The 22553-nt window shown below is 64.5% G+C and carries 24 protein-coding genes; 8 read left to right on the forward strand and 16 right to left on the reverse strand.

Annotated features, from left to right (window positions below; all coding sequences use genetic code 11):
• The first annotated feature begins 243 nt into the window (after positions 1–243).
• From ACOZ9V_RS14870 to ACOZ9V_RS14880, 3 genes are all read left to right on the forward strand, one after another.
• Positions 244–1380, forward strand: coding sequence for a hypothetical protein (locus tag ACOZ9V_RS14870; protein WP_376905803.1), 1137 nt, complete (start codon positions 244–246; stop codon positions 1378–1380).
• A 130-nt stretch (positions 1381–1510) separates the two neighbouring features.
• Entirely contained in the window at positions 1511–2302 is a 792-nt protein-coding gene (locus ACOZ9V_RS14875) for a GAF and ANTAR domain-containing protein (RefSeq protein ID WP_434591267.1), read from the forward strand.
• A 118-nt stretch (positions 2303–2420) separates the two neighbouring features.
• The gene (locus ACOZ9V_RS14880; RefSeq protein ID WP_434591270.1) at positions 2421–2741 is read left to right on the forward strand and encodes a hypothetical protein; all 321 of its coding nucleotides are present in this window, start codon (positions 2421–2423) and stop codon (positions 2739–2741) included.
• 9 nt (positions 2742–2750) lie between these two features.
• On the opposite strand, the gene ACOZ9V_RS14885 is transcribed toward ACOZ9V_RS14880, so the two are convergent.
• Positions 2751–3164, reverse strand: coding sequence for a CBS domain-containing protein (locus ACOZ9V_RS14885; protein ID WP_376905806.1), 414 nt, complete (start codon positions 3162–3164; stop codon positions 2751–2753).
• Between the two features lie 313 nt (positions 3165–3477).
• On the opposite strand from ACOZ9V_RS14885, the gene ACOZ9V_RS14890 reads away from it, so the two are divergent.
• From ACOZ9V_RS14890 to ACOZ9V_RS14905, 4 genes are all read left to right on the forward strand, one after another.
• The gene (locus ACOZ9V_RS14890; RefSeq protein WP_434591273.1) at positions 3478–4581 is read left to right on the forward strand and encodes an iron-containing redox enzyme family protein; all 1104 of its coding nucleotides are present in this window, start codon (positions 3478–3480) and stop codon (positions 4579–4581) included.
• Positions 4574–4819: a CDGSH iron-sulfur domain-containing protein gene (locus ACOZ9V_RS14895; RefSeq protein ID WP_376905810.1), complete on the forward strand. Its 246-nt coding sequence runs from the start codon at positions 4574–4576 to the stop codon at positions 4817–4819. Before ACOZ9V_RS14890 ends, ACOZ9V_RS14895 begins: the two co-directional genes overlap by 8 nt.
• A gap of 45 nt (positions 4820–4864) precedes the next feature.
• A complete protein-coding gene (locus ACOZ9V_RS14900) occupies positions 4865–6049 on the forward strand; it encodes an alcohol dehydrogenase catalytic domain-containing protein (RefSeq protein ID WP_434591277.1) in 1185 nt (394 codons plus the stop codon).
• Between the two features lie 107 nt (positions 6050–6156).
• On the forward strand, positions 6157–8310 hold the full coding sequence (locus tag ACOZ9V_RS14905; RefSeq protein ID WP_434591280.1) for a catalase: 2154 nt from the start codon (positions 6157–6159) through the stop codon (positions 8308–8310).
• 122 nt (positions 8311–8432) lie between these two features.
• On the opposite strand, the gene ACOZ9V_RS14910 is transcribed toward ACOZ9V_RS14905, so the two are convergent.
• The 12 genes from ACOZ9V_RS14910 to ACOZ9V_RS14965 form a co-directional block, all read right to left on the reverse strand.
• The gene (locus ACOZ9V_RS14910) at positions 8433–10079 is read right to left on the reverse strand and encodes an NAD-dependent epimerase/dehydratase family protein (protein WP_434591283.1); all 1647 of its coding nucleotides are present in this window, start codon (positions 10077–10079) and stop codon (positions 8433–8435) included.
• Positions 10076–10936 (reverse strand): GvpL/GvpF family gas vesicle protein, encoded by an 861-nt coding sequence (locus ACOZ9V_RS14915; protein WP_434591285.1) that lies wholly within the window; start codon positions 10934–10936, stop codon positions 10076–10078. The genes ACOZ9V_RS14910 and ACOZ9V_RS14915 overlap by 4 nt, the downstream gene beginning before the upstream one ends.
• The gene (locus ACOZ9V_RS14920) at positions 10933–11256 is read right to left on the reverse strand and encodes a gas vesicle protein K (RefSeq protein WP_434591287.1); all 324 of its coding nucleotides are present in this window, start codon (positions 11254–11256) and stop codon (positions 10933–10935) included. The genes ACOZ9V_RS14915 and ACOZ9V_RS14920 overlap by 4 nt, the downstream gene beginning before the upstream one ends.
• Positions 11247–12251: a gas vesicle protein gene (locus ACOZ9V_RS14925; RefSeq protein WP_434591289.1), complete on the reverse strand. Its 1005-nt coding sequence runs from the start codon at positions 12249–12251 to the stop codon at positions 11247–11249. The genes ACOZ9V_RS14920 and ACOZ9V_RS14925 overlap by 10 nt, the downstream gene beginning before the upstream one ends.
• 7 nt (positions 12252–12258) lie before the next feature.
• Complete coding sequence (locus ACOZ9V_RS14930; protein WP_434591292.1) at positions 12259–12747, reverse strand: gas vesicle protein; 489 nt, start codon at positions 12745–12747, stop codon at positions 12259–12261.
• A 13-nt stretch (positions 12748–12760) separates the two neighbouring features.
• Positions 12761–13249, reverse strand: a complete 489-nt coding sequence (locus ACOZ9V_RS14935) for a gas vesicle protein (protein WP_434591294.1) — start codon at positions 13247–13249, stop codon at positions 12761–12763.
• On the reverse strand, positions 13246–13497 hold the full coding sequence (locus ACOZ9V_RS14940; protein WP_434591297.1) for a gas vesicle protein GvpG: 252 nt from the start codon (positions 13495–13497) through the stop codon (positions 13246–13248). Before ACOZ9V_RS14940 ends, ACOZ9V_RS14935 begins: the two co-directional genes overlap by 4 nt.
• Positions 13498–13505: 8 nt before the next feature.
• Entirely contained in the window at positions 13506–14258 is a 753-nt protein-coding gene (locus ACOZ9V_RS14945; protein ID WP_434591300.1) for a GvpL/GvpF family gas vesicle protein, read from the reverse strand.
• A complete protein-coding gene (gvpJ, locus tag ACOZ9V_RS14950) occupies positions 14255–14689 on the reverse strand; it encodes a gas vesicle protein GvpJ (RefSeq protein WP_434591303.1) in 435 nt (144 codons plus the stop codon). Before gvpJ ends, ACOZ9V_RS14945 begins: the two co-directional genes overlap by 4 nt.
• A 31-nt stretch (positions 14690–14720) precedes the next feature.
• On the reverse strand, positions 14721–15758 hold the full coding sequence (locus ACOZ9V_RS14955; RefSeq protein ID WP_434591306.1) for an SRPBCC family protein: 1038 nt from the start codon (positions 15756–15758) through the stop codon (positions 14721–14723).
• Positions 15751–16431 carry a hypothetical protein gene (locus ACOZ9V_RS14960; protein WP_434591308.1) on the reverse strand — a complete coding sequence of 227 codons (681 nt, stop codon included), beginning with the start codon at positions 16429–16431 and terminating at the stop codon, positions 15751–15753. Before ACOZ9V_RS14960 ends, ACOZ9V_RS14955 begins: the two co-directional genes overlap by 8 nt.
• A 291-nt stretch (positions 16432–16722) precedes the next feature.
• Positions 16723–17841: a carboxylate-amine ligase gene (locus ACOZ9V_RS14965; RefSeq protein WP_434591311.1), complete on the reverse strand. Its 1119-nt coding sequence runs from the start codon at positions 17839–17841 to the stop codon at positions 16723–16725.
• A gap of 302 nt (positions 17842–18143) precedes the next feature.
• On the opposite strand from ACOZ9V_RS14965, the gene ACOZ9V_RS14970 reads away from it, so the two are divergent.
• Complete coding sequence (locus ACOZ9V_RS14970) at positions 18144–18452, forward strand: hypothetical protein (protein WP_434591314.1); 309 nt, start codon at positions 18144–18146, stop codon at positions 18450–18452.
• On the opposite strand, the gene ACOZ9V_RS14975 is transcribed toward ACOZ9V_RS14970, so the two are convergent.
• From ACOZ9V_RS14975 to ACOZ9V_RS14985, 3 genes are all read right to left on the reverse strand, one after another.
• The gene (locus ACOZ9V_RS14975; RefSeq protein ID WP_434591317.1) at positions 18447–20288 is read right to left on the reverse strand and encodes an MFS transporter; all 1842 of its coding nucleotides are present in this window, start codon (positions 20286–20288) and stop codon (positions 18447–18449) included. The genes ACOZ9V_RS14970 and ACOZ9V_RS14975 overlap by 6 nt on opposite strands.
• 199 nt (positions 20289–20487) lie before the next feature.
• Entirely contained in the window at positions 20488–21669 is a 1182-nt protein-coding gene (locus ACOZ9V_RS14980) for an NAD(P)/FAD-dependent oxidoreductase (protein WP_434591319.1), read from the reverse strand.
• A 66-nt stretch (positions 21670–21735) separates the two neighbouring features.
• A complete protein-coding gene (locus tag ACOZ9V_RS14985; protein ID WP_434591322.1) occupies positions 21736–22536 on the reverse strand; it encodes an SDR family NAD(P)-dependent oxidoreductase in 801 nt (266 codons plus the stop codon).
• Between the last annotated feature and the right edge of the window lie 17 nt (positions 22537–22553).

A 22553-nucleotide genomic window follows, 5' to 3' on the forward strand; every position in this document is an offset into this window, starting at 1 on the left:
GCGGTCTCCATGGGATCACGTTATGCTCCCGGCCTTGACAGCGACAAGACCCGTCGGTGCCCAATGCAAACCCCCGCTTTGCCGTTGCGAGGACCGAGGTTGAGGATTCCCGAGGTCGCTCGGGTCGCCTAGACGAAACCCGCGGATCTGTAAAGACCCTTCCACAGAAACTTCGCGCTCAATAGCGTCTCTGGCACAACGGGAGTCCCGGTGGCTCCCCGATCCGATTCGGAGGATGACATCATGACTTCACCCATCCAACTGGCCCGTACCTATGCTCGCTCCTATGAGGCGTCGTCGCGCAAGGGCAAGGGCACGATCCTCGACACGCTCACGGAGGCGACCGGGTGGACTCGCGATCACGCGCGCCACCAACTGCGCAGCCAGTTCCACCAGATCAGAGCCGGGGTCTCCCTCGACGCTGTCGTCGACCGCCGTCGTCTCAAGCCGAAGAAGTTCTCCTCTCGTGCCCAGCGGGCTCTCGAACTCGTGTGGAAGTCCTCCGGCCGCCCCTGCGGCAAGTACCTCGAGGCGGCGATGGCCGACTGCCTCGACTCCCTGGAGAGGCACGGTCACCTCCGCGAGGGACGGCACGGCTATTCGCCCTCGGTGCGAAGGGAACTCCTCGACATCTCCGCGGCGACGATCGATCGGTACCTGCGCGGCGCCAAGGCCGGCGACCACGACGATTCGTGGCTGACCGGCACCGGGGCGGGGATGCGTGCTTCCCTCCCGCGGCAGCGCATGCGTTCGCTCCTCGAGCCCGAACCCGGCTACTTCCTCGTCGAACTGCTGACGATCACGACACCGACCGACGAGGACTGCGTCACAGTGACATTCACCGACGTGGAGATCGGGTGGGTGCACACGAGGACCTTCGCCCCCGGCACGCAAGTGGTCGACATGCTCGCGCAGATGGTGCGCGCGGTGCCTTTCATCGTCACCGGAATCCTGTTGCCGCCAGCGGTCCCGGACAGCGCCATCGAGGCGTGGGCAGAGGACAACCTCATCGAATTCCACTGCATGAGCGATCTCCGACAAGGATCTCGCGTACCCGATCGGACGTTCAGCGGCCTCAACCTCCCGCTCGGCACGCCGCACGACATCGATGCCGCGGTCGCGAGAGTCAACCAGCTGTGGTCGGCCCTGGCCGACCGCCTCAATTACTTCATGCCTGTCAAGAACCCGGTGGGCTGGCGCCTCTCTCCTGCAGGAGAGCGTCGACGCGAATACGATCGCCCGGACACACCGGTCTCCCGACTCATCGCATCCGGCATCCTCTGCCCCGAACAGACTCGGGAACTGATTGAGAAGAGTCAGGGACTCGACATCGCCGGACTCACCGCACGCGTCGAGGAGCTGAAGTCGACTCTGCGGTGAAGGGACACTTCGCCGCCAGGTCCGGCGGTAGGCGACGAGAAACGGCCGTCGGAGGCCATTGACGAAGATCCCGACATGGACGAATACTGAAGACAGCGATCCCAGGGTCGACACCTGAGACACGATTGGAGTGGCATCTCTGATGGACGAGACCTCGGCAGAACCGACCGACGACAACGTCGGAATACCCAGCGATGCGGCTGCGGATCCCGCGCCGATCGATCCCGAGTCCGAGCGGCATCAGCTGACAGCGCAGATCGGCGAGTGGGCACGCTCACTCGTCCTCGAACCCGATGACCTCGTCCTCAAGGTAATTGTGGACGAAGCACTGCGAATCATTCCCGGGGCCGATTACGCGTCGCTCTCAATCGTCAGCCGCGATGACCTCATCCGGTCCCGAGCTCCCTCGGACTTGGTCCCCGAGCGACTGGACGCCCTGCAGTCAGAGCTGCACGAAGGACCGTGCTTCGACTCCATCCGCGAGCATCGCATCGTCCGGGTCCCGGATCTCACCGACCCCACCCCCTGGCCCCGGTTCGCCTCCAGCGCGGTCGCGGAGGGAGTGAGGAGCATGCTCGCCTTCCAGCTCTTCGTCGAGGTCGACAGCCTCGGCGCCCTCAATCTCTATTCGAATACACCCCGCGCCTTCGACCAGACATCGGAGGACATCGGAAGCGGAGTGGCCGCCCATGCCTCTCTGGCACTGGCCAACGCGCAGAAGCAGGGACAGCTCTACGAGGCAGTGGCGTCGCGGGATCTCATCGGCCAGGCCAAGGGCATTCTCATGGAAAGGCACAAGATCAGTGAGCACGAGGCGTTTCTGCTGCTCACAAAGGTGAGTTCGAAGACGAACACGAAGCTGCGAGAGGTCGCCGAGGAGTTCGTCCGCACCGGCGCGCTGCCGGGCACGATCACCGACTGATCGGGCACCTCCGGATTCTCACTCTCTTCGACCTGCCACTTGTTGTCCGGTGCGGCGCTGGGTTAATCTGAGAATCGGTCAAGCAGATGGCCTCCGTCCTGAATTCAAGGGGACCACTGTGTACACATTGCTCAACAACAGCGAAGCTTCCAAGTTCGATCTCTACCTTCCGGGACAGCTCGTCGCTTCGCTTCACTACACGATCACACCGGACGAGATCATGTTCGTCTACTGCGAAGCCATTGAGCCCCTCGATTCGGAACGGCACTGCCGCCAACTCCTGCGCCTGGCTCTCGAAGACTCACTGAATCGCCGGATCCCCATCACCGTCTCGTGCCCGATCGCCCGCAAGCACATCGACAGCGACCCGGAGATCAGTGCCCAGATGCAGACTCTGCCCAAGAACGTGGGGCATAAGCATGAGCGCACACTCGACTAACCACCGGTCTCACTCGGAGATCTTCTCCAGAAGGTCGCCGATGCGAGTGTCCCACTCGCTGCGAGCCACATCGGCCTGAGCGAGCATGCCCACGAGTTCGTGCCCGTCGATGACAGGAAGTCGGCGGACCTGATGGTCCTTCATCGTCTGCAGCGCCTCACCGACGTTGTCATCGGCACCGATGGTCACGGGCTTGCCCTGGGCTAGATCCCCGACTCTCGCCGTCTTCGGATCTCCGCCCTCTGCGATGCACTTCACGACGATGTCACGATCCGTGATCATGCCTTTGAGTCGATTGTCCTCTCCGCAGATCGGAAGAGACCCGAAGCCTTCCTCGCGCATGTCCTGTGCAGCTTTTTCGAGTGTCTCGTTCTCGCCGACGCACTTCGCGCCCGGAGTCATCAGCTCACGTGCTGTCGTCATCTTCACCGTCTCCTCGTGTCAGTGTGCGTGTCGGGTGCTCTCCCGCAGCGGGAACGGTCGGATGACCGATTCTCCGGGTGCAGGACACTCATCATGCTGACTGCTCCCGAGGCGTGTCCAGGGGGCCGCCGCCCCCGACGGGTGCCTCAGACACCGTTGCCGTTCCGGACCGCAGACGGAGCCGGAGTCCTGGTTGCGCGGCTGCGCAACGCCTCAGCGGCGATGAAGTGTGAGTCTCGTACGGCCGCTGACACCGGCGCTGTACTTTGTCAAGCTGTCAGTTCAGCCACCACCGACGATGAGGAACCAGCGGATGACACAGACAGGCGCGATCGACGAACTGAACAGCCCTGTGCCGCTCACTGCGCCGGAGCGCGGGCTCGCGCCTCGGTCGAGAGGCGAGGTCACCTCGCTGCTGCTCAGCGTGCTCACATCTGACGGCGGGGAAGCTGCTGAGCTGCTGCCCGATCTCGACGCGGCCGCTTCTTCTGCACTGGTGTCGAGTGAGGACATGTTCCGCGACGAGGATCTGCAGCTGGCGCTCCATCTTCTCTATATCCTGCACACCGGCCCTGCCGATTTCGTACACGGAGACTGGGAGTGGCACCCGTCGCTGATCGGCGTCCGCGGAAAGATCGAGCACCGCTTCGAAACCGCGCTGCGAGCACTCGCGCCCTTACCGGACCTCATTCCGCGCTCCGGCCCAGAGCTGGCCGAGACGCTGTTCTCCATGACGAGTGCGGTGGCGCAGCCGGAACTGGCCACGTGGGCTGCGCGGCACGCGTCAGTCGATCAGCTCCGAGAATTCCTCATCCACAAATCCATCTACACCCTCCGCGAGGCAGACCCCCATTCCTGGGCGATCCCCCGACTCCGCGGTCGGGCGAAGGCAGCTCTAGTCGAGATCCAGGCCGACGAGTATGGAGGTGGCAGACCCGACCACATCCACGCCGAGATCTTCGCCGGAACGCTGCGCGGGTTCGACCTCGACGACAGGCCCGACCATTACCTCGACGAGGTCCCCGCGATCACTCTCGCGTCGGTGAACGCGATGAATCTCTTCGGTCTCAACCGACGCCTGCGAGGTGCCGCGATCGGGCATCTGGCGGCATTCGAGATGACCTCGTCCATTCCCAACGGCCTCTACTCCCGCGCCTTCAGCAGGAACGGATTCGGCCGGGAGGTCACATGGTATTTCGATGAGCACGTCGAGGCCGATGCTGTGCACGAGCAGATCGCGGCGCACGACCTCGCGGGAGGAGCCGCCGATGACGAGCCCGGCCTCATTCCCGACATCATCTTCGGTGCCGCCTCCTGCCTTCGCCTCGACGATATCAGCGGCTCTCACATGCTCGAATCCTGGTCGGCAGGAGAGTCCTCGCTGAGGAAGACCCCGAAGGAGGCTGTCTGTGGATAGTTCGAGCGACCCGGTCACCATCACCCCATGCCCGGACGGGCCTCTGCTCGTCCGCGGCGACTTCACCGTCCTCACGGCACCGGGGCGAGAGGAGAGGGCAACCGATCGCCGGGTGGTCGCCCTGTGCCGGTGCGGCAAGACCGGCATTCCTCCGTTGTGCGACGGCTCCCATCGCGCAGTCGGCTTCCGTGCGCCCGCTCCACCCCCGACGGCAGTACCTCCGCCGGGGAACAGATAAGCCCGAGCGGACGAACAGACTGTCGATCGAGAAGGAGATAAAGCAATGCGCGCAGTCACCTGGCAAGGCAAACGAGACGTCTCGGTGGAGACGGTTGACGATCCGATCCGCCACAAGTCGAATGACGCAATCATCGAAGTCACCTCCACCGCCATCTGCGGGTCCGACCTCCACCTCTACGAAGTGCTGGGACCATTCATGGACCGCGGAGACATCATCGGGCACGAGACGATGGGTCGAGTCGTCGAGGCCGGTCCCGAATCCGGCTTGTCGGCCGACGATCGGGTGGTCGTGCCGTTTCCCATCTCCTGCGGCCGCTGCTGGATGTGCGCGCAGGGGCTGTGCACCCAATGCGAGACGACACAGGTGAGGCAGTACGGGTCCGGGGCACAGCTGTTCGGCTACTCTCGACTCTACGGGTCCGTGCCCGGCGGGCAGGCAGAATACCTCCGTGTCCCCTATGCCGAAGTCGGGCCGATCAAGGTTGGTGCCGATCTTCCCGACCACCGCTACCTCTTCCTCAGCGACATCCTCCCCACGGCCTGGCAGGCAGTGAAATACGCCGGGATCAGAGAAGGAGACTCACTCGCCGTCTACGGCCTGGGGCCCGTGGGACAGTTCGCCGCCCGCATCGGCAGACACCTCGGCGCGCAGGTCTTCGGTCTCGACCCGGTCCCCGAACGGCGTGACATGACCGCTCGCCACGGGATCGAGGTCTTCGACTTCGACGAGGACGCACATTCGACCATCCGAGAGGCCACCTCCGGGCGTGGGCCCGACGCCGTCGTCGACGCCGTGGGGATGGAAGCACACGGGTCCCCGCTGGCCTCGGCTGCACAGCAGGCGACTGGTCTGCTGCCCCCGCCCGCCGCACGGAAGCTCATGGAGACCGGAGGAATCGACAGGACGGCCGTCCTCCACGCGGCGATCGACCTGGTCCGCCGAGGTGGCACCCTCTCCCTCAGCGGTGTCTACGGTGGGGCGCTCTCACCGATGCCGCTGCTCACCCTCTTCGACAAGCAGATCCAGCTGCGGATGGGGCAGTGCAACGTCCGCAGCTGGACCGATGACCTTCTGCCGCTGGTCGAATGCTCCGAGGATCCGCTGGGCGTCGATGACCTCGTCACCCACCGGCTTCCCCTCGAATCGGCTCCCGAAGCCTATGAGATGTTCCAGCGGAAGACGGACGGCTGCATCAAGGTCGTCCTCGATCCGAACGCGGAATCATGATCCGCTTCCCGCTTCGGCACAAGGGACTCCACGCGTTCGCGGATCACCTCTACTGTCAGAACACGCCAACGCAGGATTGAGAGTCCTGTCATCAGTGAGGAGACATCATGAGTTCAGAAGACCGTCCGACCGTTCCCGGAAAGCCCGGTTCCCGCACCCCGGGCTTCGATGAGCCGACGACCCCGCGGGAGCCGTTGCCGCCGAAGCAGGACCAGAGCGGACCGCGCCCGACGACGCCGACCGGGGTCCCCAGCAGCGACACCCAGGCGGATCAGGCCCAGCAGGGCAGCTGGCTGACCACGGCTCAGGGCGCTCGACTCTACGACACGGACCATTCGCTCAAGGCGGGATCGCGGGGACCGACCCTGCTCCAAGACCACCATCTGCGGGAGAAGATCACCCACTTCGACCATGAGCGTATTCCCGAACGTGTGGTCCACGCCCGCGGTTCTGCCGCCCATGGCACCTTCGTCTCCTACGGCAATGCCGTAACCATCACGAAGGCAGCTTTCCTCGCCGCCGATGTGGAAACGGAGGTCTTCACGCGCTTCTCCTCCGTTGTCGGCTCGCGGGGGTCTGCAGATTCCGTTCGCGACACCAGGGGCTTCGCCACGAAGTTCTATACGACGGACGGGGTGTTCGACCTCGTCGGCAACAACATCCCGGTCTTCTTCATCCAGGATGCGATCAAGTTCCCCGACATCGTCCATGCGGCCAAACCCCACCCCGACCGTGAGATCCCGCAGGCGCAGAGCGCCCATGACACCTTCTGGGACTTCGTGTCCCTGCACACCGAGGCCACTCATCACACGATGTGGCAGATGTCCGACCGCGGCATTCCCCGCTCCTTCCGGACGATGGAGGGCTTCGGGATCCACACCTTCCGAGTCGAGAACACCGCCGGTGAGACCTCCCTGGTGAAGTTCCATTGGAAGCCGAAGGCCGGAGTCCATTCGCTCATCTGGGAAGAGGCGCAGATGGTCAACGGCGTCGACCCAGATTTCCACCGCCGGGACCTCGCCGATGCCATCGAAGCCGGAGCGGCCCCGCAATGGGAACTCGGTGTCCAGGTCTTCCCGGACGATCCGAGTGAGACTTTCGAGGGGATCGACCTGCTCGACCCCACGAAGATCGTGCCCGAGGAACTCGCGCCTGTGCAGCCGCTGGGTATGCTCACACTCGACCGCAACCCCAGCAACTTCTTCGACGAGACCGAGCAGGTGGCGTTCCATCCCGGGCACTTGGTGCCGGGCATCGACATCACCGACGATCCTCTGCTCCAAGGGCGGCTGTTCTCCTATCTCGACACCCAGCTCACCCGACTGGGCGGGCCGAACTTCTCTCAGCTCCCGATCAATCGTCCGCACTGCCCGGTCAACGACATGTTCCGCGACGGAATGCACCAGACTGCCGACCATCGCGGCGCCGCACCGTACAAGCCGAATTCGCTCGACGGCGGCAACCCGTTCCCTGCCGAGCAGACCGACGAGCATACGTTCGTCGAAATCGCCCACGAGATTCCGGCGTCGAAGAAGGAACGGCGTTCGCCGGAGTCCTTCGACGACCACTATTCCCAGCCGCGCATGTTCTGGCTCAGCCTCACCCCCGTCGAACAGCAGCACCTCGCCGATGCCTTCACCTTCGAGCTCGGCAAATGCTACGAGGAGACGATCCGGGAGCGCGAGGTCGCTGTGCTCGCCTGCATCGACTCGGAGCTTGCCCGCATGGTCGCCGAGGGGCTGGGTCTCGAGATCCCTGTGGCTCAGACACCGCCGCGCAGTGATATCGAACCGAGTCCGGCACTGTCCCAGCTGGGGAAGCGCTGGCCGGTAGACGGGCGCAAGATCGGCATCGTCACCGGCGGTGAGACCGACGCGGAGCAGGTCATCCGGGCCTACGACCGCATCGCCGAGGCGGGAATGGTCCCCATCACGATCGCTCCGGTGGGCGGACGCATCACCTCCGGCGAGCGGAGCGTCGCCGTCGAGCGGACATACCTGACCGTAGCCTCGAGCGAACTCGACGCCTTCTTCTTCGCCGATGGCGCCGAGCTGACCACCGAGATCGAGCTCCTGATAACGGAAGCGTGGCGTCATCTCAAGTTCATCGCCGCCAGCGGAGACTCCTGCACCATGATGGAGAAGTACGGCATCAAGGCCGACGACCCCGGAGTCTACTGCAAGGATGACCTCGAAACAGCGCTCTCGCAGCTGCAGGAGGGCCTGAGCGAGCACCGGGCCTGGGCCCGGGTCGAGTCCTGAGACACTGCATGCCATTGCTGAAGAAGGGTGGCGTCGCCGGCAGCGGAAGCCCGGGAATACGGCTCACAGCGCGTTGATACGCTCGGAGGCGTCGAAGACCGGGTCAGGCAGGATACGGTGTCTCAGTCGCCTCGCACAGGGCTGACCCCCGAGGCCTGGTCGTAGACAGCCAGATCCCGGCGGAATGCTCTGCTCCGTGCGTAGCCGTGGACTGAGTCAAGCACTCCGCGCTGGTGTTCTGCCTTCTGGGCAAACGCACGGAACTGTTGGGCATCCAAGCCGAGTGCTTCGGCATTGTCTTCGAGCGTCTGCCACATCCCCAGTTTGCCGACGACCGCGCTGCGCATCAGCTCCGCTTCGAGCACGAGGGTCATGGGCGAGCGCTTGAGCAGCGAGCCGTTGCTCTTGAGCCGTCCGACCCGTTCACCGGCCCACGACACCGCCTCGGCGAGACGACGGCGTCGGAGGCCCAACTGGCCGATGAGGTGCTGGACGTAGAGATGTTCGCCGCGGATCTCCGCGACCAACTCGGACAGGGCTGCGAAGACGGGCGTATCGACGAAGTCGGCCGCCATCCGTTCGATCCGCTCCGCCCCGGCGGTGGCCCCGGTGAGATGGTCGCTGAGATAGCGGCCCAGGAGGTCCATGTCGACCTCACTGTGCTCCCCGCCCGCATCCGATGCTTCGTGCCCTGTGCTCGTGTCGTCGATCGCCCGCAGCTGCGGCTGCTCGGGATCGCGCGGACGCAGCGGGACGGAGGCGGCACCCTCGCCGTCGGCCATGCCCTTGAGCAGTTCGCGCGCGGAGTCCATGGCGCTGTATTCCGGCTCCCAGCCGAGTTCTCGACGTGCGCGGCCGTTGTCCATCAGCGGCACGTTGAGGCCCATGTCCAGCCATCCTGCATCGGCTGCGACCAATGAGCTGCTGTGGCCCACGCTCAGAGCCGCCCGCACGGCGCCGTTCGGAAGCGGGACGTGTCTGCCGTGATCGAGCAGTACGGCCAGATCCTTCGGATAGAGCACATCGTCGGCGCAGATGTTGAAGGCGCCTGCGCGGCGGTGGAGGACACTGGCCACATAGGCGCGTGCCACATCCGTGGAGTGGACGGCCTGGACGCCACGCAGTCCCTCAGGCAGCGGCAGGAACGGCAGCCGGCCTGCTCGCAGCAGCTGTACGGGCATCCAGGTTCCGAGGAAGTAGCGCTGGATCTCCGAGGCGGCCGGGGCGCCGAAGATGAGCGCGGGGCGCAGCCGAGTCACGGTGACTTCGGGGTGGTCGGCGCAGAAGTCGTCGAGGACGCGCTCCTGGGCGGCCTTGTCCACGCTGTAGTGGGAGGAGCGGATACCCTCGGTCGGCCACTCCTCGTCGCGCTTGTCCAGACTGTCGTCGGGAGAGTAGGCGCCGACCGAAGAGGCCACGACGAGATGCGGCACACCCGCCGCTGCCGCTGCCGCGGCCACCCGGGCCGTACCGTCGACGTTGACGCGCCGAAGCAGATCCCGGTCACTGTTGGGCTGGATCAGCCAGGCCAGGTGGATGACGGCTTCGGCACCGGTCAGCGCTTCCGTGAGATCGCGGTGGGCCGTGTCCTCGCTGCTCGCGGCGGCGACGTCGATCGCTCTCCATTCGCATCCTGTATAGGGCTCGGCCTCGGTGTCGGGCATCCGTCTGGAGATCCCCAGCACCGAGGTGACTTCAGAAGTCCGGCTGAGAACGTCGAGGATCGCCGTACCGACGTTCCCGGTGGCTCCGATGACTGCGACTCTCATGGTCTCTCCCCGTGTGGTTTCGTTGGTGCGTCCGCGGCTGATGGTTCAGTGTCCGCTCCGCTGCGCGGCCTGTCGTCGCCGACGGAGACGTCGGCGAAAGAATACGGCGGCCAGGGACCGAGGAAGCGGATGGACAGAGCCGGCTGCTGATTCTGCAGCGCGGTGAGCTCGGCTCCCAACGCCGTGACATCTGTGTTTCTCACCAGACACGAGGCCATGAGCACAGGCGTCAGCCCCGGTTCGCGGGCCGTCGAGCGGTGCTCCTCGATGTCGAGGCAGTGAGAGGCGACTCGGGCTCTGATCTCCGGATAGATGCTGTCGGCGACCCGGTCGACGATCTCCTTCTCGGTCTTCTGCAGACGTTTCTCGAGCAGTCTGCGCACTCCGGCGGGCCGGCTGTCCATCTCCTCCTTCATGCCGGAGACCTCATCGTGGACCTCCTCGAGCAGAGCTCTGTCCAGGGAGAGTTCGACGCGCAGCTCGGACGTGTCGCGCAGCTCCGTCAGCCGCTGGTTGAGCGTGTCGGCGGAGTCGTCGAGCCAGCCTTCGAGCTGTTCGGTTGCGGTCGCCTCGGTGTCGGTGTCCGAACGGACGATGACGTTGAATGAGACCGGGAGGGCGGCGGCTGCGGTCTTCCAGACATCGTCGATGACCTCACTGTGTTCGAGCACCCAACGGCGCACATCGTCGTCGGGACCATCGAAGGGGCCCCCGGTGTGCCGGTGAGTCACGGCCTTGGGCCCCGCGTCGCGGCCGACCATGTGCAGCGCGGATCCGTCGATTCCCGTGACGGCGGGGGCGAGGCCGTCGCCGGGGACGATGGCGTAGACGTAGAGCTTCTCGGTACCGTCGCTCATTCGACGCCCTTTCCGTTCTCCTCGGCCCATCTGGCCGGATTGATGAGCTTGTCGACGACCTCGTCGACGACGTCGTCGAGGCCGCGGTGCAGATCCTCGACGGATCCGGTGATCCCGTGCTGGTCCTTGATCTGGTCCATCGCCTCATCGAGTTCGAGGAGAGCCTCGCCGAGGCGGTTCTGCTCGTCCTCGGTGAGGTCCCCGCCTTCCATACGGCGCACGGCTTGGGTCTCGAGGGCCTCTTGGATCACCTCGACGAGGGTGACGACGAGGGTGAGCACCCCGTGTTTGAGGCTTTCCTCGTTGACGTTCAGCGCCATGATGCTGCTCCTTCTCCGACACGGTCGTCGGGGTTGCGGCCTGGTGACACGGTGGCTTCGAGCGGCGCGGGACACCTGTCACCGGGCACGGTCCGCCAGTCGTCGAGTCCGGCGGACCATGCGCCGACGTCGTCTGCGGCCAGGGTTATGGTCGAGTCCGCGGTATCGAGGATGAGGACCCGCCGTTCGTCGGTCGGGTTGCTGCGCTCTTCCCGACGGATGTCCTGCAGCTGCTCGGGAGAGATCCTCACTCGTGCGCGCCCGTCCATCGGCGACCTCCAGGTCAGTTCCGTGCTCGAAAGCGATGCCTGTCCCCCGCGCCACGTGCTCCCCGACGACAGTTCCTCGAGGAACCACATCCTCCCCTCGCGCAGAGGCCGATCCACTGTCAGCTTCGCCTCCGGTCTCGAGGGTGCCGGCTCGTCGACGCGGTCGAGTTCGGCCTGCACCAGGGAAATGAGTCGGTCGGGTTCGAGGGCCGAGAGGATCGTCTCGCTGCCATCGCTCAGCCGGACGAGGATGCGTGTGCGCTCTTCGCCTCCGATGGAGGCCTGGCGCAGCGCGGAGACGGAGGCGATCGAGTTCAGGCGTGCCTGCCACAGAGTCTCTGCGGGGTCTCGCCGGTGGATGATCAGACGCTGCGAGGTGAGATAGGCGCTTCCGGGGCGCCAGGTCCGATAGAAGTTGTCCTGATAGTGACCGCCGGCCATCTTCGCCAGGATCTCCTCGTCGTCGGCGATCGGCAGGTGCGTGCGAACCGCTCTCTGCACCCATTCCCGAGTGTCGCTGTCCCACTGGCGCATCATCCCGTACTCGAGCATCGTCTCGATGCCGGCGATCGTGGCGCGCAGGTTGACTCCGATGAGCGGGATGTCCGCGACCGAGATGATGAGGTCGAGGTTGAGGTGGACCCCCTTGTTGAGGAGCACTTCGATGAGATCGGGCAGGGTCGCCCGCGGGTCGCGGGTGGGCTGCATGCTCGCGTATCCGGTCATGGTCGCCTCAGCGGTCGTCGGCGGAAGAACCGGCGGCGGGAGCTCTCGCATCGTCAGCGGAAGAGGCGGCGTCTTCCTCTGCGGAGGTGTCATCGTCGTCCGCGGAGTTCAATTGGGCCGGCTCCCCGGCCTCGATCCGCTTCGAACGCGCACTCTGCCACCCGCACCATGGGCAGTAGTCGTTCATCAGCTGTGCGAGCTCGGAGCGCTTCCCGCATTCGGGGCAGGTGTCCTTCTGCTCGACTGCTTCCTTCCACGCGACGGTCTCCCGGTCCGTGCCCGCGGGGAAGTCCAGACCGTAACGGGCCGCGGTCTCGAAGGAGGCCAGGGCCGCCCTGATCCGGATTCCCAGCAGCTCGACACCAGCCACGGAGACCATGATGTCCGCGTTCAGGACCAGACCTTTGTCCAGCAGCGTCTCCACGACGTGCAGCAGCGTGCCCTCCTGGCTGCGCTGCGGCTGCATCGCATCATTCGGCTGATTCGTGATGCTCATATCGCCCTTTCGGTCACTCGCTCGGCCGACCACGAACGTAGCGATCCTTCCTGTCATAGGCCATGAGCTCGCCGTCCTCATCGAGCTCGACCTCGTATTCGGCCAGCAGATCCGCGCTGTCGGGAATGCGTCGCGATTCCACGACCTCCAGACGCACGGACCAGTGGTCGTCCTTCCACCTCGTGCCGACCACGGACTCGGGAGGCCTGCCCGTGAGGGTGCTGAACTGCTCGATCGCCTTCTTCACCGCTCTGACCGCAGAGATCCTCTTAACGGTCCCGGTTTGAGAGCGGCTCTGCGAGCGCGGGGACGCCTTCGGCTTCTCCCGTGCCGATGACGCCGACTTCTCGTGTGATGACGATGCCGACTTCTCACGTGCAGCTGATGCCGAGGCGGACGAGCGGCGGGACGACGCCTCCGTCACGTTCTCGCTCGGTTTCCGCGCACGCTTCTCACTCGCGCCTCCTGCAGATTTCCCATCTGCACTGGGTTCTTCGCTCATCGGTCCTCCTCGGTTCTGCGCCGACGACCTTCGAGCAGTCGTCCGACGAGCTCACGCTCGAGGGCATCGGCTTCGTCATCACTGATCGATCCGCGTTCGCGTGCCCCGGCGACCTCTTCCAACTGGCGCCGGATGGCACCGGGATCGTAATAGCGCTTCTCGGCTTCTCCTCTGACCTGCTCGGCGACCCATACGGTCCCCTTGAGCGGTGCCAATGGAGCACCGAAGACTGCTGACAGGAGTCCCATGACGTCTCCTACATCTCGGGGACGAAGTCGTAGGGTGCCTGCGGACCGACCAGCCGAAATCTCATCCGCTCCTGGTTCGCCTCCGCGAAGCCTTCGATGACGGAGTCGAACTCTTCGAGCGCGTCCTTGCGTACCAGCACCGCCATCTCGGCGACGTCCTCGGCCTGGCCGACTTCGCGAATCGCCGTCTCGGCGGCCACGGTGCGGATCCGCTCGAGGATCGGAGGAGCTTCGGTCGCTCGCCAGCTCTCCATCGTCTTGACGACGATCTCTCCGAGCCGGATGCGCTCGTTCCGGGTCTCGTCTTCGCTCGTGCCGCTGATCCTCTCCCTCAGCTCGGCCACCTCGGGGTTGCTGCGCACGACCTCCCGCAGGATCGCGTCGCGGTCGAAGCTGATCCTGAGGGTGAACTGCGTGCATCCTGCCAACTGGTCGAGCGCCTCGGCGAAGACGTCCGCCTGCGGAGCCAGCACATCACCGGCGATGTCGGTGTCTCCGGGGACCACCGTGCCGAAGGCCAAGGGCAGCACCGGCTGCTTATCGGCGAGTTCGTCGAGGACGACGCTGTGGTTCTGCAGAGCTTCGGGAGTGCCCAGTATCTCGGGATCCACGAGATCGGTCACCACTGCCGCCACCGCCCCGGACTCGACGAGCGTGAGCGCATTGCCCTGCACTCCATCGGGTCCGGTCGGCAACTCGGCATCGGCGAGCACGATCCCATACAGATACCGGTCTGCTGAGGGGGCACCTTCTTCGCTCATTCGGACTCCGAGGAGCTGCGCGCCGGGCGCTTGGTCCGGCGACGCGTCTTCTCCTGACTCGAGCTCTCGCCCGAGTCGTCATCGGAGTCGTCCGGGGTGAGGGCTTCCTTGATGCCTTCCACAGCTCCCTGGGTCTTGCCCTTGGAGCCGTTCTCCATCATTCCGCCCATCATCTCCGGCAGGTCGCGTCCGCCCTGCTGGGTCAGATCGAGCCGGTTCGTCGCCTCGGCGAAGCGCAGATAGGTGTCCACGCTGGCGATGACGATGCGCGCGTCGATGGTGAGGATCTCGATCCCCACCAGCGAGACGCGTACGTACGCATCGATGACCAGGCCCTTGTCGAGGATGATCTCGATGACGTCCGCAAGCGAACTCGATGACGGACGGTCGACATAGCTTCCGCGTGAACGTTCAACAGTGCTGGTGCTCATTGTCCTTGCCTACTTCCCAATCGGAGGACGCTCAGCCGCGTCCCTCATCGTCTTCGGTGGGTTCTTCGGATTCCTCGTATTCCACAGGCTCCTCGGACTCGTCAGCGGCTTCCGGCTCCTCCTCGAAGTCCTCCGCGGACTCCGCGTCGTCTGCCTCGGCGGGTTCCTCGTCCTCGTATTCCTCTGTCGGATCCTCCTCATACTCCTCTTCGGCTTCGCCCTCGGCGGGCTCGTCATCGCTGCCTTCGTCGTCTTCAGCTTGCTCCTGCTCCTGCTCGAGGCCGTCCTCGTGGGAGGTGACGAGCTCACCGTCGCGGATCTCTCCGCGCCAACCCTCGACGCTGTCGGGGTCGAGCATGATCTGACGCATCACGTGGTGGACGAAGAACTTCAGTTCAAGACGGAAACGGCGGGGAACGGTGAACCACAGGGCACCGACGCCTTCCATGAAGCCCTGTTTGTGGTACTCCCCCACCGCAATGATCCGGGTGAGTCTGGGTGCGACTTCGTGGAAGGAGATGCTGCCGCTGATGTAGCCCTTCTCGCCGGTCGATTCCCACACGATGTGGGAGTCGGGAACCTGCTCGGTGATCGTGGCTTCCCAGGTTCGATGCGACCAGACCGCCTGCCCCTTGATGCTGAGGGTGACATCATCGGTGCGTTCGACGTTCTCGACCTTCTTCATGAAATCGGGCCAGTCCTCGAACATTGTGAACGCGTTGTAGGCCACGTTCAGCGGGACACCGACCTCTGCGGTCTCCACGATGTTGGAGAACTTGAAATCACCGGAGCCGCCCGAACCGCTCGAGCCGCCGCCGAACAGACCCTTGACCTTCTCCTTGACACCGGTCGTCGCCGCGGACAACGCCGCTTTCGCCGGAGACTTGCCCTCGGCGATCTCCTCTGCACCTGCCTGGGCCGCAGGTGCTGCACCGCTGCCCGCGCCGTCGAGACGGTCTGCGAACTTCTCGACCCTGTCGCCGACTGAGTTCACCGCCTTGCGTCCGACGGTCTTGGCAAAGTCTCCGGCCTGCTGCTTGAGGCCGCTGAAGATCGATTCATCACTCATCTTCGGCCTCCTCGGGCTTGGCCGCGGCGCGGGTCGATGCCTTCTTCGCAGTCGTCGAGCGCTTGGAGCCCGACTTCGTGCGCGAACCGCGCGAAGCGGTCGAGGACTTCGACGAACGCGTGCCCTTCGCAGAGCTCTTCGCTGTCGAGGACCGCTTGGCTGCTGGCTTCTTCGGAGCTTCCTCCTCTGCCTGCGGCTCTTCGTCGGCCTCCTGCTCATCGTCGGTCGGCTCCGCTTCGTCGGCTTCAGACTCCTCCGAGTTCTCGGGAGCGTTCTCGTCCTCCGCCTCGGGTGCGTCCTCTTCGTCGTCCGCGCCCTCTCCGTCATCGACATTGGGATCAATCGAGTCGGCGGCGTCGTCGAGAGTCGACTTCATCTTCTCGGTCTGATCCTGGAGCTTGACGCTGAGCTGATCGACCCCCTTCGCTGCCACGGCTCTGACCGCACTCTTGCCGGACTCGGCCAGACGACCGGTGATCTTCTCCTGGAGACTCTTGAGCTCGGGAGAAGAATCAGCGAAATCCTTGAGTCCGCCCAGAAGCTGATCGCGATTCTTCGCGGCAGTCGTTCCGGCGACAGCCGATGCGACCGTGAGTGCCATGCCGAGTTTCTTAGTTCTGCCGAGCATGTAGCCCGCCAGTATCAGACCGGTGATCTTCATCTTGTTGTTCATGATTGCCTCCGTTTCCGCGCTGATGTGCACGGACCCAAATTGAAGAATGGAAGCCAGGAGCCCAGGGCTGGGATTGCCATGCGATGGGTTGGCGCTCCTCTGTGCTGATCGCTGTTTCGCGGTATGTCGCCTCGTAACGAGTTCGACCGGAATTCGTCTCCGTCTCTCATCCGAGACTGTCGCAGAGTCCTGAACGCGTCTGCGGGCTTTCGTGGAAGCCAAGAGCAATCTGCCCTCTTCACAATCGTCTGTTCAGCCACCCCTGATCCGTCAAGGGGGGTCAGAAACGGTTCAGAGTGTCGCAACATCGTGCCTGGGCTCGTCGTGAGAAATGTCTGTCAATCTGCGTGATGCGAATTCCAGCAGGCCTCCTGCCCCCTTTCTCGCCACCTCGCGGCGCTGTTCTTCGGACCCGGTGCCCCGCGTGAGAAGTCGACAGAGTCCCTGGTGAACTCGGTCGACGCCCCCTGTGCGCAACAGGGCCGGTCGTGCGTGCTCGAAGGCTTTTCGAACGGCCTCTGGGGCCGATGTGGTTGTCTGCGTCTCCGGGTCGAGCAACGGTCCCGTGAGACCGAAGCGCGCAGCCTGCCAATGGGCGATGTTCAGCAGATTCGCAGAGACTGCGTCCGCTCCCGAATCGTCCATCGCGACGTCTGCGAGCGCACGGGTGAGCAGCGCGAGGGTCACAGTGTTCGCGGTGTCCAGCTGCACGTCAAAGGTCCGGACTTCGACGGTCCTGTGTCTGGGTGAGAGCCTGACCAGCCACCCCAGAGTCGCTTCGTCGATCACCACATCGAACTGCAGCGCGGCATCGATCTGCGCATCGTAGTCGTCGAGGTCGTGGAAATGAGGCGGAATGCCGAAGACGACCCACCGCCGATAATGAATGGAACGCCAGCTGGCGAACCCGCTGTCGGCTCCACGCCAGAGGGGAGAATTCGCACTCAATGCAGTGAGCACGGGGATCCATCTGCGCAGGCCGTTGACAGCTCTCAGGCCTGCTTCCCTGTCGGGGATATCCACATGGACATGCATGCCGTTGACATACTGATCGGCGGCGATCCCGGGAGCGAGCTGCGCGAATTCACGGTAACGGCTGCCATCGCTGACTGCCACCGCGGCCTCCGGAATCTGAGGCGCTGTACCGAGGCCGACAGCGAGCAGTCCGCGCTCCCGAGCGACTGCCGAGAGATCGCGGCGAAAAGTGTGCAGCGATTCGAACGCCTCGTCGGCCGTGGTCAGGACGGGAGTCGCGAACTCGATCTGGCCCGGCAGCCATTCAGCACAGGCTGCGCCGCTGCTCGGACTCATCGCGCGCTCGATCTCCTGCAGGCTGCTCTTCGATTGAGCAGGCAGCAGTGAACGTTGATCGACGAGGAGGAATTCCTCCTCGATGCCGAATTCGCTCATCGTCACCTCATTCCGTTTCTGACCCGCTCACGCTATTGGAAGGTCGGCGAATGCGACAGAGGCGACGGGACCTCACGGAAATACCTGCGTAGAGCAGGCGGCAGCGAATGCTCGCGGCGATTCAGACGCGGCAGGCGGATCGCCGATCGCCCCTAGCCTCGATCGAGAAGCAGAACGTACACTTTCGGGAAGATCCGAGACGAGTGACCAGAGCATGAGCGAGGGTCGCTGGGTCCCGGATCGCTGGCACACGGGGCAGGAGACTTCCTGCTGCGAAAGTCACGAGCCGAATCAGCAGACGAATGGACGATCAGAACCCGAAGCGCAGCGATCCCCGACCCGGCATCGCATTCTCAGACGAGCGAGCGATCAGGAGACGGAGGAAACTCAAAGAGGCCGCCGAATTCTGGAACATGTCGGTTGCGGGAGTGTGGTTGCACTATGCCAGCCTCGGTGGTGACCTCACCGAATACGAGCTCGACGCCTACCTCCACGAGGCCTACTTCCTCACGCCCTATCAGCACGACATTCTGGCCGAGGCCGTCAATGAGCTCATCGATATGCTTCCCCCGCCTCCGCGAGCCCCGCTGACCGACGAAACAGGTCTATGACCGGTCGCCTCGGTACTCCAGCGCGCCGCGGCGATTGCGATGGACGGCTCCCTGCCGAATCGCTTCACGCACTGCCGCGCGGAAGCGCCCGGGGCCCCACCGGCGAGCCCCGATCGCACGGTAGAGCTCCACCTCGCCGACAGGTTCCATGTCGCGGACGAAATCGATGATGCCGTTGACTTCTTTGGCCGAGACCTCGGGCGGAACGTCGCGAGAGGACACCGAAGGCCACGGCGCATAGACGCCGGCCGATCCCGGGCCCGGACGCAGACGCTCCCTTCGGCTTCCCGCCTCGTGGCCCGCCGACGATTCGGCTGCGTCGGCGGACTCTGCCCGCTCACCTCGCTCGGTCGGCTCGGCACCGCTCTCCGCGGTGCCTTCGGCACTCTCAGCGTCCTCGGCCGTCAGGGGTCGGGCGATGTCTTCGAGGTCGGCACCTTCTGCCTTGACTCCGAAGATCAGTTCGGCCACGCCGCCGAGCGCCATGACCGCCGCCCCGATGCAGAACGCCCAGGCCACTTGGGAACGATCTCCGGACTCGATCATGCCGCCGAAGAGCAACGGACCGGCGATGCCTCCTGCGGCGGTGCCGATGGCGTAGAAGAACGCGATCGCCAGTGCTCGGGTCTCCATCGGAAAGATCTCACTGACGGTGAGATAGGCCGCACTGGCACCGGACGAGGCGAGGAAGAAGCAGACTGCGAGGATGACGAGGAAGAGCCATTCGCCGCCGACCTCGCCGTTGAAGACGAATGCGAGAACGACTGCCACGACCGCCGATCCGAGGTAGCTGAACGAGATCATCGGTTTCCTACCGATCGTGTCGAAGAGTCTGCCGAGGATGACGGGGCCGGCGAAGTTGCTCAGCGACCACAGGATGATGAAGATCGGCACCGAGGCTGCGGCGACTCCGTAGAAACCGTTGAAGATCGTGCCCAGGTTGAAGGTGATGCCGTTGTAGAGGAACGCCTGCCCGACGAAGAGGACGAGACAGAGGATCGCGCGTCTGGGGTAGATCGTGAACGCGACCTTCATGATCTCGACGAACGAGATCGTCTTCCGCTGGCGGACGGTGATGGTCTTCTTCGGCGGCGGCAGGGTCTGAGAGGTCTCCGACTCGATGCCGTCTTCGATCTCGCGAACGATGCGTTCGGCTTCGTCGTTCTGGCCGTGGATGAACAGCCAGCGCGGGCTTTCGGGCACGTTCTTGCGCACGACGAAGACGAAGATCGCCAGCAGCATGCCGACTGCGAAGGCCAGACGCCAGCCGATCATCTTCGGCAGGATGTCGGTGTTGAGGAAGAGCAGGGTCGTCGCCGCCCCGCCGGCGGCACCGAGCCAGTAGGAGCCATTGATGATGAGGTCGATGCGACCGCGCACGCGTGCCGGAATGAGTTCGTCGATGGCAGAGTTCACAGCCGCATACTCTCCGCCGATGCCCGCACCGGTGAGGAAACGGACGAGGAAGAAGTACCAGGGAGAGAAGGAGAACGCGGTGGCAACCGTGGCGACGAGGTAGAGCACGAGCGTGATGAGGAAGAGTCTGCGGCGGCCGAAGCGGTCGGTGAGCTGACCGAAGACGATTGCGCCGACACAGGCGCCGAGGACGTAGATGGCTCCGGCAGTGCCGATCTGCCCCGCGGTCATGTCGATGCCGCTGCCCTCTTCGGTCATCCGGGCCGCGACGTTGCCGACCATCGTGACCTCGAGACCGTCGAGGATCCACACACTGCCCAGCCCGACGACGACCATCCAGTGGAACCGGGCCCAAGGCAGCCGATCCAACCGGGCCGGCACATCCGTTTTGATCGTTCCGAGCTCGACGTTCTCACTCATCACACGCCTCCTGGACGAAGCCACTCGATTGCCAGGCAGTCTAAGCACACTCCGCCGGGCCGACAAGGCATGGTGCGAACGCCTGAAGGAGAGTATTCTGCGCCCACAGCGCACATGGCGGTGAGCCGAAGGATCGTGGGCCGGCGCGAACACGGCTCAGCGTCGCCGGCCTCTGTGAGGTTCTTCCCGGAGACTCAGTTCACGAGATCCTGCGCACGAGGTCACCCGGTGTGTGGTCCCAGTCTTCGGCGAGTATCTCCCGCGCGGCGTCGAGACGGTCCTCCATATTCACCATGAGGACTCCGCGGACGCGTCCGTCCCCGCCGAGGTAGTACACCACTCCATCCGTATAGGGCTTCTTCCAGTCTTCGACGGTGCGCAGTGTCGGATCGAGCTCGCCGACCGCCTGGTACCCGAAGTCGAAGACGTCCGTGTAGAAGTACGGCGTATGGGTGTAGGACTCGTCCGCGCCGGCCATGATCCGCCCGACGGCCTTGCCCATCTGGGTGGCGTTGTCGACGTGTTCGACACGCTGTCGTCCGAGGATCCTGTCGGGATAGCGAGCAACGTCTCCGGCTGCGAAGACGTCCGGCTTTGAGGTCCGCAGCGATTGGTCGACGATGATCCCGTCGTCCGTGTCCAGCCCCGCCTCCTCTGCGAGCTGGGTCGCAGGTTCGATGCCGAGGCCGACGACCACCGCGTCGAACTCATGGGACTCGCCGTCGCAGTCGAGCACCACTCGATCGCCGTCGACGTGCCCACCTGAGGCCTTCGTGCCCGGCACGAGAGTCACTCCGCGGCTGCGATAGAGTTCGTGGAACTGCTTGGCGAGGTCCGGCGGGAAGATGGACCCGCCGAGGGTGTCGTCGTCGAAGATCAGAGTCGTTCGAGTCTTATTCTGCACCAGGGCGGCGGCGAGTTCGGTGCCGATGAAACCGCCGCCGATGATTGCGATGCTCAGGTTCTGGCCCGACAGATCCCGCAGACGGCGGTAATCGTTGAACTCGCGAAAGCAGATGACCCGCTCACCTTCGTCCAGATCGATGCCCTTCGGTCTCCCGCCGGTGACGAAGAGCAGCTTGTCATAGGTGAAGTCGCCGAGGGTCGTCCTCACGGATTTCGCTTCGACGTCGACTGCGGTCGCCTCCGTGCGGAGGCTGATCCGGGCTCCGGTCGCCTCGGCGGTATCGAAGTAGTTGTCGCTCTCGTCGAAACTCTCGTCGGTCCACAGTCGCTTGCTCAGCGCGGGACGCGTATAGGGTTCGTCGACGTCATCGCTGATGATGGCGATCGAACCCTCCTCGTCGATCTCCCGTATCCCCTGGGCCGCGGAGTCAGCGGCCATGCCGCCGCCGATGATCACATATCGGAACTCAGCCATGTCGGATGCTCCTCTTCCTGTCGTCTCTGCTGTGCCTGTATTCGGTGTTCGGGACGCTCTGGCGCACTAGATCGTGGCCACCGATCCGGCGTCCACGCGATAGTTCGAACCGTTGACGAAGCTCGCGGCGTCCGAGCAGAGGAATGCGATGACCTTGGCCACCTCCTCCGGTCGGCCGCGACGACCGAGTTCCATGAACGGACGCTCCTCGCGCAGGAACGAGGCGATGGCCTCATCGAAGCTCGTTCCCTTCTGCTGGGCTCGCTCATTCATCATCTCGTCGGTCATCGGGGTCGCGATGAACGCCGGAGAGACGGTGTTGACCAGCAGTCCTTCGGAGGCGTAGGTGCGCGAGAGCCCCTTGGCCAAGGAGAGCATGCCGGCCTTGGCCGCACAGTACGGCAGCTCGTCGTCATAGGGCTGCACCGCGTCTTCAGAGGACACGAACACGATACGGCCCCAGCCGCCTCGGCGAAGTCCCGGAAGGCACGCCCGAGTGACACGGACCGGTCCCATGAGGTCGACGTCGATGGTTCGGTCCCAGCCCTCCTGGCTGATCTCGTGGAACAGCCCGCCGGCCCCGTGGATGCCGGCGACATTGACGAGGATGTCGAGGTCGCCGACGTCGGCGGCGACGGACGCGGCGAGTTCGTCGACTGATTCGTCATCGGCGATATCGGCGTCGCGGGCGTAGATCCGCTCCTTGAATTCGGCGAGTTCGTCGACTGCGGCTTTGAGTTCGTCGGGCTCGGGCCCGGTCATCACGACGACGGCTCCTTCGGCGAGGAGCTGACGGGCCGTCTCCAGCCCGATGCCCGAACTCGCCCCCGTCACCAGTGCCTTGCGGTCGCGGATGTTGAGATCCATCTGTCTCCCTCTCGATC

This window comes from Brevibacterium sp. 1718 (assembly GCF_051131255.1).
Classification (GTDB): Bacteria; Actinomycetota; Actinomycetes; order Actinomycetales; family Brevibacteriaceae; genus Brevibacterium; species Brevibacterium sediminis.